The 12,766-nt window shown below is 75.4% G+C and carries 8 protein-coding genes; 7 read left to right on the forward strand and 1 reads right to left on the reverse strand.

What is annotated here, in order from left to right; translation table 11 throughout:
- Nucleotides 1–10: 10 nt before the first annotated feature.
- A complete protein-coding gene (locus ACFVTF_RS27715; RefSeq protein ID WP_387817153.1) occupies nt 11–4,744 on the reverse strand; it encodes an ATP-dependent helicase in 4,734 nt (1,577 codons plus the stop codon).
- Between the two features lie 193 nt (nt 4,745–4,937).
- Between ACFVTF_RS27715 and ACFVTF_RS27720 the strand changes: the two genes are divergently transcribed.
- From ACFVTF_RS27720 to rny, 7 genes are all read left to right on the forward strand, one after another.
- Nucleotides 4,938–6,539 (forward strand): S8 family serine peptidase, encoded by a 1,602-nt coding sequence (locus ACFVTF_RS27720; RefSeq protein ID WP_387817154.1) that lies wholly within the window; start codon nt 4,938–4,940, stop codon nt 6,537–6,539.
- Between the two features lie 53 nt (nt 6,540–6,592).
- Complete coding sequence (locus ACFVTF_RS27725) at nt 6,593–7,183, forward strand: GNAT family N-acetyltransferase (protein WP_387817156.1); 591 nt, start codon at nt 6,593–6,595, stop codon at nt 7,181–7,183.
- Entirely contained in the window at nt 7,180–7,374 is a 195-nt protein-coding gene (locus ACFVTF_RS27730) for a DUF3046 domain-containing protein (RefSeq protein WP_363584597.1), read from the forward strand. Before ACFVTF_RS27725 ends, ACFVTF_RS27730 begins: the two co-directional genes overlap by 4 nt.
- A gap of 84 nt (nt 7,375–7,458) precedes the next feature.
- Entirely contained in the window at nt 7,459–8,715 is a 1,257-nt protein-coding gene (locus ACFVTF_RS27735; RefSeq protein ID WP_387817157.1) for an AI-2E family transporter, read from the forward strand.
- A gap of 177 nt (nt 8,716–8,892) precedes the next feature.
- The gene (recA, locus tag ACFVTF_RS27740; protein ID WP_363630360.1) at nt 8,893–10,011 is read left to right on the forward strand and encodes a recombinase RecA; all 1,119 of its coding nucleotides are present in this window, start codon (nt 8,893–8,895) and stop codon (nt 10,009–10,011) included.
- 4 nt (nt 10,012–10,015) lie between these two features.
- Nucleotides 10,016–11,080 (forward strand): recombination regulator RecX, encoded by a 1,065-nt coding sequence (gene recX / locus ACFVTF_RS27745; RefSeq protein ID WP_387817158.1) that lies wholly within the window; start codon nt 10,016–10,018, stop codon nt 11,078–11,080.
- 180 nt (nt 11,081–11,260) lie between these two features.
- Nucleotides 11,261–12,733 (forward strand): ribonuclease Y, encoded by a 1,473-nt coding sequence (gene rny / locus ACFVTF_RS27750; protein WP_387817159.1) that lies wholly within the window; start codon nt 11,261–11,263, stop codon nt 12,731–12,733.
- The last annotated feature ends 33 nt before the right edge of the window (nt 12,734–12,766 follow it).

Consider the following 12,766-nt stretch of genomic DNA (forward strand, 5'->3'; position numbering starts at 1 on the left):
TCGGCGGGCCTCAGGAGGACCGCAGGCGCAGGCCGCGCGGGGTGGCGTGGAAACCGGCCTCCTCCAGCGCGGCGCCCAGCGCCGAGCCGAGGGCCGGCTCGCCGTTCGCCCGCTCGACCGTGACGCTGCCGAGCGCACCCTCGCGGACCGCGGCCGCCAGCGCGCCCACCGCCAGCGCCCGGGTGGCGTCGTCCTCCGGCCAGGCCAGCAGTGACTTGCCGCCCCGCTCGACGTACAGCGCCAGCTCGCTGTCCACCAGGACCACCAGGGCGCCCGCCTTGCGGCCCGGGCGGTGCGCCCGGGTCTCCTTGGCCCCGGGGGCCGTCGGCGGCTCCGGCCAGGGCAGTGCGGAGCCGTAGGCGTTCGCCGGATCGGCGGCGGCCAGCACCAGTACCTGCGGCGGCTCGGTGGCCGGGGCGGCCGGCCACTCGGCGGCCCGGGCCCGCTCCAGCCGGCCGTTCACCGAGCGCAGCCGGTCGGCCGCGCCCTCCATGGCGAACTGGGCGCCGCCCAGCCCCTCCACGAAGTAGCCCCGGCGGGCCCGGCCGCGCTCCTCCATCGCGGCGAGCACCCGGTACACCCCGGCGAAGCCGCCCGGCACCCGCTCGGCGGCCACCGCGCCCCGGGTCACCAGGCCGTGCCGGTCCAGCAGGCTCTGGGCCTGGGTGGTGGCCCGGACCGTCGGGTCGGCGGTGAAGGCGGGCAGCAGCGACCAGCGCCCGGCCACCGTCGGCGGGCCGCTGCGCAGCGCGCCGCCGACCCGGCCGAAGGCGCGGCCGGCGCCGCCGTAGCGGCCGCGCGGGGTCGCCCGGGGCGCGCGGTGGGCGGTGGCACCGGCCGTCCGGCCGGAGCCGAGCAGGGCGCGCAGCGGGGCGAGGGTGTCGTTGGTGACGTACCCGGCCCAGACGAGGTCCCAGAGCGCCTCGACGACCTCCGGCTCCGGGGCCTCCTCCGGCAACTGCTGGACCAGCTGGCGGAAGAACAGGCCGTAGCCGCCGGCCAGCGCCGCCATCAGCGCGCTGTGCACGGGGGTGAGCGCGGGCGGGACGGGCTCGGGCCGCAGCAGGTGGGCGTGCTCGGCCAGGTGCAGGCTGATCCAGCCGTCCTTGCCGGGCAGCGCGCCGGCCCCGCACCAGCCGATCTCGCCGGCCGCCGTCAGCTCGTCCAGCAGGCCGGGGGAGTAGTCGGTGAGCCGGGCCGGGAGGATCAGTTTCTCCAGGGCGGAGGCGGGCAGGGCGGTGCCCTGGAGCTGTTCGACCACCCGGAGCAGGCCGTCCGGGCCGCGCAGCCGGTGGCCGGCCAGGTGCTGCCACTGCGGGAGGAACGCGGCCAGGGCGCGCGGTGGGACGGGTTCGACCTCTTGGCGCAGGGCGGCCAGCGAGCGGCGGCGCAGCCGGCGCAGGACCTCGGCGTCGCACCACTCGGTGGTGGTGTGGTCGGGAGGGGTGGTGTGGAGCGCCTCCGGCGAAGGGTGCAGGCGGGCGGCGGGTGGGCGGAACTGGCCCTGGACCAGGCGGCCGGCGGCGGTGAGCCGGTGCAGGGTGCCGGTGACGACGGCGGTGCCGAGGCCGAAGCGGGCGGCCGCCTCGGCGGCGGCGAACGGACCGTGGGTGCGGGCGTGGCGGGCGAGCAGGTCGCCCAGCGGATCCTTGACCGGCTCGGTGAAGGCCTCGGGGACACCGACCGGCAGCGGGGTGCCGAGCGCGTCGCGCAGCCGCCCGGCGTCCTCGACGGCGGACCAGCGCCGCTCGCCGGCGATCCGGACCTGGATCACCCGGCGGGCCGCCTCCAACTCCAGGGCCCAGAGCGGCTCGGCGCCGCGGGCCGCCAGCTCGGCCTCGGTGAGCGGGCCGAGCAGGCGCAGCGCGTCGGCGACGCCCTCGGCGTCCTTGATCCGGCGCTCGGGGGTGAGGCGCTGGAGCTCGGCCTCCAAGTCGGCGAGGACCTGCGGGTCGAGCAGTTCGCTCAGCTCGGCCTGGCCGAGGAGTTCGGACAGCAGCCGGGAGTCGAGCGAGAGGGCGGCGGCGCGGCGCTCGGCGAGCGGGGAGTCCCCCTCGTAGAGGAACTGGGCGACGTAGCCGAACAGGAGGGAGCGGGCGAAGGGCGAGGGCTCGGGGGTGGTGACCTCGACCAGGCGGACGGCGCGGGATTCGAGGTCGCCCATCAGCTCGACCAGGCCCGGCACGTCGAAGACGTCCTGGAGGCACTCGCGGACGGCCTCCAGGACGATCGGGAACGAGCCGTACTCGGAGGCGACTTCGAGCAGTTGGGCGGCGCGTTGGCGCTGCTGCCAGAGCGGGGTGCGGCGGCCGGGGCTGCGGCGCGGGAGCAGCAGGGCACGTCCGGCGCACTCGCGGAAGCGGGAGGCGAACAGGGCGGAGCCGCCGACCTGGTCGGTGACCAGCTGCTCGATCTCGGCGGCGTCGAACAGGGCGGCGTCGGCGCCGACCGGGGCCTCGTCCGAACCGGACCGCTCCGAGGGGCTGTTGAAGTCGAAGTCGGTGGCGAGGAGGTCGGCGTCCGGCAGGCGCAGCACGATGCCGTCGTCGGCGTGCATGACCTGGGGGTCGAGGCCGTGCTTCTCGCGCAGCCGGGCGCCGAGCGCGAGCGCCCAGGGGGCGTGCACCTGGGCGCCGAAGGGGGAGTGGATGACGATCCGCCAGTCGCCGAGCTCGTCCCGGAAGCGTTCGACGACGATGGTGCGGTCGTCCGGGAGGTGGCCGGTGGCGGCGCGTTGCTGGGCGAGGTAGTCGAGCAGGTTGGCGGCGGCCCAGTCGTCCAGGCCGGCCCGGTGCAGCCGGGCGGTGGCGGCCTCGGGCGCCAGGGCGCCCAGCTCGCGGGTGAACGCGCCGAGGGCGCGGCCGAGTTCGAGCGGGCGGCCGAGGGTGTCGCCCTTCCAGAACGGGAGCCGGCCGGGCACGCCGGGGGCGGGGGTGACCAGCACCTTGTCGTGGGTGATCTCCTGGATCCGCCAGGAGGTGGTGCCGAGGGTGAACACGTCGCCGACGCGGGACTCGTAGACCATCTCCTCGTCGAGCTCCCCGACCCGGCCGCCGCCCTTCTTGGGGTCGACGCCGGCGATGAAGACGCCGAACAGGCCGCGGTCGGGGATGGTGCCGCCGGAGGTGACGGCGAGCCGCTGGGCGCCGGGCCGGCCGGTCACGGTGCCGGCCACCCGGTCCCAGACCACCCGGGGGCGCAACTCGGCGAAGGCGTCGGAGGGGTAGCGGCCGGCCAGCATGTCGAGCACGGCCTCGAAGGCGGACTGCGGGAGGGTGGCGAAGGGCGCGGCGCGGCGGACCACCGTGAGCAGGTCGTCCACCGGCCAGGCGTCCAGTGCCGTCATCGCGACCAGTTGCTGGGCGAGCACGTCCAGCGGGTTGCGCGGGACGCGCAGCGCTTCGATCCGGCCGGCCCGCATCCGTTCGGTGACCACGGCGGACTGCACCAGGTCCCCGCGGTACTTGGGGAAGAAGACGCCGGTGGAGACGGCGCCGACCTGGTGGCCGGCCCGGCCGACCCGCTGCAGGCCGGAGGCGACCGAGGGCGGGGACTCGACCTGGACGACCAGTTCGACGGCGCCCATGTCGATGCCCAGTTCCAGGCTGGAGGTGGCGACCACGGCGGGCAGCCGGCCGGCCTTCAACTCCTCCTCGACCAGCGCCCGCTGCTCCTTGGAGACCGAGCCGTGGTGGGCGCGCGCGATGACCGGCGGGGCGCCCTTGGCGACGCCGGACTCGGCCATCAGCTGGGCGGGGGAGTGCGCCTCGGGCAGCGGCTCACCGGTGGCCCGTTCGAGGGCGATCTCGTTCAGCCGGTTGCACAGGCGCTCGGCGAGGCGGCGGGAGTTGGCGAAGACGATGGTCGAGCGGTGCGCCTGGACCAGGTCGACGATCCGCTCCTCGACGTGCGGCCAGATCGAGGCCTGCCGCTGCGGGTCGGCGTCGGAGGAGGCGCCGGTGGCCGGGGCCGCGGGCAGGTCGTCCAGGTCGGGGACGGGGACGACCACCGACAGGTCGAACTCCTTGGCGGCGGCGGGCTGGACGACGACGGCGCCGCGCTGCGGGCTGAGGTAGCGGGCCACCTCCTCGACCGGGCGGACGGTCGCGGACAGGCCGATCCGGCGGGCCGGGCGCTCCAGCAGTTCGTCCAGCCGCTCCAGGCTGAGCGCGAGGTGGGCGCCGCGCTTGGTGCCGGCGACGGCGTGGACCTCGTCGAGGATCACCGTGTCGACGCCGCGCAGCGCCTCCCGGGAGGCGGAGGTGAGCAGCAGGAACAGCGACTCGGGGGTGGTGATCAGGATGTCCGGCGGGTGGGTGGCGAAGCGGCGGCGGTCGGCGGCGGGGGTGTCGCCGGAGCGGGTGGCGACCTGGACCTCGGGCTCGGGCAGGCCGAGCCGGACGGCGGCCTGGCGCAGGCCGGTCAGCGGGGCGCGCAGGTTGCGCTCGACGTCCACCGCGAGGGCCTTGAGCGGCGACACGTACAGGACCCGGCAGCGGCGCTTGGGGTCGGCCGGGGGCGGGGTGCTGCTCAGCCGGTCCAGGGCGGAGAGGAAGGCGGCGAGCGTCTTGCCGGAGCCGGTGGGGGCGACCACCAGGACGTCGGTGTCCTGCCGGATGGCGCGCCAGGCCTCGGCCTGGGCGGTGGTGGGGGCGGAGAAGGCGCCGGTGAACCAGGCCCGGGTGGTCGGGGCGAATCCGGCCAGGGGGTCGTCGTCCGGCGGGGTCGGGTGCTGGGGCGCCATGCCCCCATGGTGCCGGGTGGCACCGACAACCGGGGCGGGGGAGCGGAGGCCGCACGGGTGTGGTGAGCACGGGTGTAGTTAAAGGAGCAAAAAGGCAAATCCGCTCATATGGTGATGAATCAGGCCAGTGATCCACCCCGGCCCACCCCCGACCGACCCCCGACCCACCGGACCGACGAGCGGAGACCGTGCGATGGCGCAGGTGAACCCGTCCGGCAGTCCCGCCCGTGCCGCCCGCCGCCGCGTCCGCGGACCCGCCCGGGCGCTGCTCGCGATGCTGCTCACCGCACTCGTGGTCGGCGGCGCCGTCCCGTACGTGTCCGGATCCGGCCGGCCCTACCTCAGCTACCTGGTGCTCGCCGCGCAGGAGGACGCCGCCGGGGCCGCCCTGGCCGGGGCCGAGAGCCGGGCGGCGGGCGGACAGGTGGTCCAGGAGTACCCGCAGATCGGGGCCGTCCTGGCGTACGCCACCGGCGGCTTCGCGGGCACCGTGCGGGCCCGGCCCGGGATCGCCGCCGTCGGCACCACCCGGACCGAACCGGTGGTCGCCCCGCCCCGCCTGCTGGACGGCGCCGGGGACTTCACCGCCGGTACCGACCGCGCCGACCGGGCCGGCCGCAGCAGCACCGATCAGGCCCGTCGCGACAGCGATCACGCCCGTCGCAGCAGCACCGACAGCGCCCGTGGCGACGGCACCGACCGGCACGACGGCGGCACCGTCACGGTGCCCGACCCGGGCGAGGGCGACCCGTGGAACCTCACCATGCTCGGCGGCGCCGGCGCCCGGGCCGGCGACGCCTCCACCGGGATCCGCGGTCCCGCCGGAGCGCCGACCGCCGACGCGCTGCACACGGTGCTCGTCGCGGTGCTCGACTCCGGCGTCGACGACACCCACCCGGACCTGCGCGCCGCCGTCGACCCGAAGGCCTCCGTCTCCTGCGCCGACGGCCGGCCCGACGCCCGCTCCGGCTCCTGGCGGCCCGACCCCGGGGTCAGCGAGAGCGGCCACGGCACCCACGTCGCCGGGATCGTCGGCGCCGTCCGGGACGGCCACGGCGTCACCGGGGTCGCGCCGGGCGTGCGGATCGCCGCCGTCCGGCTGCTCGGACCGCTCGGCCAGTACTACGCCGAGAACATCGTCTGCGGCATGCTCTGGGCCGCCGACCACGGCGCCAAGGCGATCAACAACAGCTACTTCGCCGACCCGTGGAAGTACAACTGCCCGGAGGACCAGGACCAGGCCGCGCTGACCGCCGCCGTCGGCCGGGCCTCCGCCTACGCCCAGCGCAAGGGCGCCGTCGTGGTCGCCTCGGCGGGCAACGACGGGCAGGACCTCGGCGCCGCCCGGACGGACGAACGCAGCCCCAACGACCGGGTCTCCGGCCCGGCCCGCTCCCGCTACCTGGGCACCGAGTGCATCCGGCTGCCCGGCGAACTGCCCGGCGTCGTCACCGTCACCGCCGTCAACCGGGACGGCCGCCCGTCCGGCTACTCGAACTACGGCCGCGGCCGGGTCTCGCTGGCCGCCCCCGGCGGCGACCCGGACAGCGGGCCGCAGGGCGCGATCGTCTCCGACTGGCCGGGCGGGCAGTACGCGGCACTGGCCGGGACCTCGATGGCGGCGGCGCACGTCACCGGCGCGGTCGCGGTGGCCGCCGCCCTGCACCCGGACTACGGCTCCGCCCCGCTCGCGGCCCTGCTCGCCGGCACCGCGGCGGCCGCCTGCCCGCCCGGGCCGTACGCCTGCGGGGCCCGGCAGTACTTCGGTGCCGGGCTGCTCGCGCTGCCGCGCTGAGGCGGGCGGAAAACCGGGTGACGCCGTCCGGGCCGACGGGTGAGGATCGGGGCGTGACCGTCTTCCTCACCACCGAGCGGCTGGTGCTGCGCCGCTTCACCGCAGCGGACGTCGACCACCTGGTCGAACTGGACGGCGACCCGGAGGTGATGCGCCACCTCACCGGCGGGCGGCCGACCGCGCGGGAGCGGGTCGAGGGCGAACTGCTGCCGCTGTACCTCGCGCACTACCGGCGGTACGGCGACCTCGGCTGGTGGGCGGCCGAGGAACGGGACGGCGGGGCCTTCCTGGGCTGGTTCGAGTTCCGGCCGACGCGGGACGGCGACCGCTCCGAGGTCGAGCTGGGGTACCGGCTGCGCCGGGCCGCCTGGGGGCTCGGGTACGCGACCGAGGGGGCGCGGGCGCTGGTGCGCCGCGGCTTCACCGAACTGGGCGTGCGGCGGGTGGTGGCGTACACGATGACGGTCAACACGGGCTCGCGGCGGGTCATGGAGAAGACCGGGCTGTCGTTCGTCCGCACCTTCCACGAGGACTACCCGGAGGCGATCCCCGGCAGCGAGCACGGCGAGGTCGAGTACGCGCTGACGGCCGGGCAGTGGCGGGCTCGGGACGGCGCCGAGCGGTCCGGGATACTGGAGCCATGAGGCTGACGGAGTTCTGGCGACGGATGCACGCGCACTTCGGGGAGGCGTACGCGGAGTCCTTCGCCTCCGACCACGTGATGAGCGAACTCGGCGGGCGGACGGTGCGGCAGGCGCTGGAGGCGGGCTGGGAGGCCAAGGACGTCTGGCGGGTGGTCTGCGAGACCCAGGGCGTCTCCGGCGTGCTGCGCTGACCCCCGCCCGCCCGCGGGACCGACCCCGCCCCGGCGGGGTGCCCGGTGCTCGGGCGGCTCCGGGGGATGGGTGAGACTGTCGGAGTGACAAGCAGCGCAGAAGCACAGAATTCGGACAGGGCGGCGCGGGTCGCCGACGAGGCTCCGGGCCCGGCGCCCGAACCGCGGCTGCCGGAGGGCGCGGCCGGCGGCCTCTGGGGAAGCGGGATGCCGCGCTGGCTGCCCCGGGCGATGGTGCTGGCCCTGGTGCTGGTCGGGCTGTTCCAGCTCGCCGACTGGGCCTTCCACCAGCTGATCGACCTCTTCGTGATGCTGCTGGTGGCCTTCTTCCTCTCGCTGGCGCTGGAGCCGGCCGTCGACCGGATGGCGGCGCGCGGGGTGCGTCGCGGGATCGGCACCTTCCTGGTGTTCGTCGCGGTGGGGATCGCGGTGATCGGGTTCCTCGCGGCGCTCGGCACGCTGCTGGTCGATCAGGTCGCGAAGATTGCCGGGGACCTGCCGCACCTGGTCGACAGCCTGATCAACTGGGTGAACCGGACGTTCCATCAGGACGTGTCGCTGGGCGAGCTGCAGAAGAAGCTGCTCAAGGACTCCGGCGCGATCGAGAGCTACGCCCAGCAGGCCGCCGACAACGTCTGGGGCCTCTCCTCCACCGTGATCGGCGGGCTCTTCCAGGCCTTCACGGTCGGACTGTTCACCTTCTACTTCACCGCCGAGGGCCCGCGGGTCCGCCGGACGGTCTGCTCGATGCTGCCGCCCGCCAAGCAGGGCGAGGTGCTGCGGGCCTGGGAGATCGCACTCGCCAAGACCGGCGGCTACCTGTACTCCCGGGCGCTGCTCGCGGTGGTCTCCGCGATCGGGCACTGGGTGATGTTCGCGCTGCTCGACCTGCCGTACGCGGCCGCGCTGGCGGTCTGGGTCGGCGTCATGTCGCAGTTCGTGCCGACCATCGGGACGTACCTGGCCGGCGCGCTGCCGGTGCTGGTGGCGCTCACCGTGCAGCCGGTGGACGCGCTCTGGGTGCTGATCTTCGTGGTGGTCTACCAGCAGGTCGAGAACTACCTGCTGCACCCGAGGATCACCGCGCGGACGGTGGACGTGCACCCGGCGGTCGCGTTCGGGGCGGTGATCGCGGGCGCGGCGCTGCTCGGCGCGGTGGGCGCGCTGATCGCCATCCCGGCGGCGGCCACCCTGCAGGGCTTCGTCGGGACGTACGTGCGGCGGTACGAGGTGGCCACCGACCCGCGGATCGACCGGGGCGAGCAGCGGCGGGCCCGGCGGGAGCTGCGCCGGGAGGCGGCGCGGCGGCTGCGGCGGATGGTCGGCGGCGACGGGAGGTGACCCGGCCGGTGGCGGCGGCACCGTTCGGACGTGCGAAGCTTGAATCGAACATTTGTTCTCTGTACTCTCCGGCGAGGAGTTTTCCACAGGCGGAGCCGGGTCGGGCTCGTTTGTCAGTGGGACGCGCTAGCGTCGAGGACGATGAAGCGCACAGCACAGAACCCGAGGGTGGAAGCCATGGCAGGTACGGACCGCGAGAAGGCCCTTGAGAACGCCCTCGCTCAGATCGAGCGGCAGTTCGGCAAGGGCTCGGTGATGCGCCTGGGCGAGAAGGCCAACGAGCCGATCGACGTGATCCCCACCGGGTCCACCGCCCTGGACGTGGCCCTCGGTGTCGGCGGTATCCCGCGCGGCCGGGTGGTCGAGATCTACGGCCCCGAGTCCTCCGGCAAGACCACCCTGACCCTGCACCTGGCGGCCAACGCCCAGCGGGCCGGCGGCACGGTCGCCTTCGTCGACGCGGAGCACGCGCTCGATCCCGAGTACGCCAAGAAGCTCGGCGTGGACACCGATGCCCTGCTGGTCAGCCAGCCGGACACCGGTGAGCAGGCGCTGGAGATCACCGACATGCTGATCCGCTCCGGCGCGGTCGACCTGATCATCATCGACTCGGTCGCGGCGCTCGTCCCGCGTGCGGAGATCGAGGGCGAGATGGGCGACTCGCACGTCGGTCTGCAGGCCCGGCTGATGAGCCAGGCGCTGCGCAAGATCGCCGGTGCGCTGAACCAGTCGGGCACCACGGCGGTGTTCATCAACCAGCTGCGCGAGAAGATCGGCGTCATGTTCGGCTCGCCGGAGACCACGACCGGTGGCCGGGCGCTGAAGTTCTACGCCTCGGTCCGGCTGGACATCCGCCGGATCGAGACCCTGAAGGACGGCACCGAGGCGGTCGGCAACCGCACCCGCGTCAAGGTGGTCAAGAACAAGGTCGCCGCTCCGTTCAAGCAGGCCGAGTTCGACATCCTCTACGGCGTCGGCATCAGCCGCGAGGGCGGCCTGATCGACATGGGCGTCGAGCACGGCTTCATCCGCAAGTCCGGCGCCTGGTACACCTACGAGGGCGACCAGCTCGGCCAGGGCAAGGAGAACGCCCGCAACTTCCTGCGGGACAACCCGCAGCTCGCCGACGAGATCGAGCGGAAGATCAAGGGCAAGCTCGGCATCGGCCCGAAGACCGAGGAGCCGGCCGAGGGCGAGGCGGCGGCCGCTGCCGCCGACGGCGCCGCGAAGCCGATCACCGCGACCGCCGCCAAGACGGCCGCGGCGAAGAAGACGGCGGCGGCCGCCAAGGCCTGAACCGTTGACGCAGCACGACGCAGTGGGTGAGGGCGGACCTTCGGATCCGGACGGCGACGACTACGGGCCGCCGGACTGGTTCGCCGCCGTGGCGGGGGAGCCGGAGCCGCCGTTCGAGGCGACGCCCAGGGCGCGGTCGCAGTCCCGGAAGGGGCGGCGGCGGGAGCGGTCCTCCGCCGCACAGTGGGCATCCGGTCCGGAACCGGAGTTCGACCGGGCGCCGGCCCGGGCGGTGCGCGGCGCGGCGCCCGGGCCGGCTCCGGCGGAGCCGACGGTGGACGAGCTCGGGCTCGTCTCCGCCTCCGAACTGCCCACCGGCCGCCGCAGGCGGCGCTCGGCGCTGGCGGCCGAGGAGTTCGACGAGGCTGGCGCCGCGACGGCGGGCGACGGCCGGGGCGAGGCCGGGGCGGTCGGTCACGGGGGTGTGACCGCCCCGGCCCCGCGCACCGGTGCCGGCGCACGTCGTGGGCGGCGCGCTGCGGCCGGGCGCTCCGCCGGGCACGCCTCGGAGGAGGCGGGCGCTCCGGGTGACGAGCACGACCCCTCCGCCCGTACCGGCCGGACCGCGCGGAAGCGGGCCGCGGCCGAGGAGACGGCCGATCCCGAGACCCGCGCCCGCGACATCTGCCTGCGGCTGCTCACCGGCGCCGCCAAGAGCCGGAAACAGCTCGCCGACGCCCTGCGCAAGCGGGAGATCCCGGACGACGTCGCCGACGAGGTGCTCACCCGGCTCGAAGAGGTCGGGCTGATCGACGACGCGGCCTTCGCCGCGGCCTGGGTGGAGTCCCGGCACGCCGTCCGGGGGCTGTCCCGGCGGGCGCTGGCCCAGGAACTGCGTACCAAGGGCGTGGCCGCGGACCTGGTCGAACAGGCCGTCGCCCAGCTCGACCACGACGACGAGACCGAGGCCGCCCGGGCACTGGTGGACCGCAAGCTGCGGTCCACCCGGGGGCTGGACCCGCAGGTCCGGATGCGGCGGCTGGTCGGCGTGCTGGCCCGGCGCGGCTACTCCGAGGGGCTGGCGTTCCGGGTGGTGCGGAGCGCGCTGGACGAGGAGGAGCCGGGCTGACCGTCGGGAACCGGGAGGGAATGGTGGCCGTCAGGTAGCCATTGCGTACGGTTCTTGGTCCAGTCCAGGTCGAGTCTTGACCGTTTCGTGACCCGCACCTAGCCTCGCACTCAGTGCGGGGGCGCTTCCGGACGGCGGTCCACGCCGGGCGCCGGACAGCGGTGACGGGGAGTGGGCGGCATGAGGATCTCTGCGGGCACCGGACCGGACGCCTCCCTGCTGCCACTCGCCGGGTCGGCCGGCGCCGTCCTGCTGCTCCTCGCCGTCCTGGTCGGGCTGCTGGCCAAGCGGCTCCGGGCCGCCCAGCGGCGCGCCGGCGTCGAGGCCGAGCGGGTCCGCGGCTGGGCCGAGCAGCAGACCTCCCGGCAGCGGGACGAACTCGCCCGGCGCGAGGAGCAGTTGGCCGAGGAGCTGCGCCGGGTCCGGGCCAGGGAGGACGCACTCGCCGCGCGCTCCGCCGAGCTGGAGCGCGCCCGGGGCGAGGCCGAGGCGCTGGTGACCCGCCGGGTGGCGGTACTGGAACGGGCCGGCGGACTGTCCGCCGAGCAGGCCCGCGCCGAACTCCTGCGCGAGGCCGCGACCACGGCCCGGCGGGAGGCCGCGGTCACGGTCCGGGAGATCGAGCGCGAGGCCAGGGAGGAGGGCGAGCGCCGGGCCCGGGGCATCCTCGCCGGGGCGATCCAGCGGCTGGCGACGGTGCAGACCGCCGAGACGGCGGTCACCGTCTTCCGGCTGCCGAGCGAGGACATGAAGGGCCGGATCATCGGCCGCGAAGGCCGCAACATCCGCGCCTTCGAGGCGGTCACCGGCGTCAATCTGATCATCGATGACACCCCCGCGACGGTGCAGCTCTCCTGCTTCGACCCGGTCCGCCGGGAGACCGCCCGGCTCACCCTGGAACAACTGGTCGAGGACGGCCGGATCCACCCGACCCGGATCGAGCACGTCCACGAGCGCAGCCGCGAGGAGGTCGAGCAGTGCTGCGTCCGGGCCGGTGAGGACGCCCTGCTGGACGCCCGGGTCGGCGGCGGGATGCACCCCGAACTCGTCCGCACCCTGGGCAGTCTGCGCTACCGGGTCTCGTACGGGCAGAACGTGCTCGGGCACCTGCTGGAGTCCGCGCACCTGGCCGGGATGATGGCCGCCGAGCTCGGGGTGGCCCCGGAGCCGGTGCGGCGGTCGGCGCTGCTGCACGACATCGGCAAGGCGCTCACCCACGAGGTCGAGGGCAGCCACGCGGCGGTCGGCGCGGACTTCGCCCGCCGGCACGGGGAGTCCCCGGAGGTGGTGCACGCGATCGCCGCGCACCACGGCGAGGTGGAGCCGCGCACCGTGGAGGCCGTGCTCACGCAGGCCGCGGACGCCTGTTCGGGCGGGCGGCCCGGGGCGCGCAAGGAGTCGCTGGAGGTGTACGTGCGGCGGCTGGCGCGGCTGGAGGAGATCGCCCGCGCGCACGAGGGCGTGGCCGAGGTGTACGCGATGCAGGCGGGGCGCGAGGTGCGGGTGATGGTGCGGCCGGAGGAGGTGGACGACCTCGGGGCGCAGCTGATCGCCCGGGAGGTCGCGCGGCAGGTCTCCGAGGAGCTGACCTATCCGGGCCAGATCCGGGTGACGGTGGTCCGGGAGAGCCGGGCCATCGCGGTGGCGAGTTAGGCCCTGCCCAGCCCAGCCCTGCCCTGCCCTGCC

The sequence above is a fragment of the Kitasatospora sp. NPDC057940 genome (assembly GCF_042887425.1).
Taxonomy (GTDB): Bacteria; Actinomycetota; Actinomycetes; order Streptomycetales; family Streptomycetaceae; genus Kitasatospora.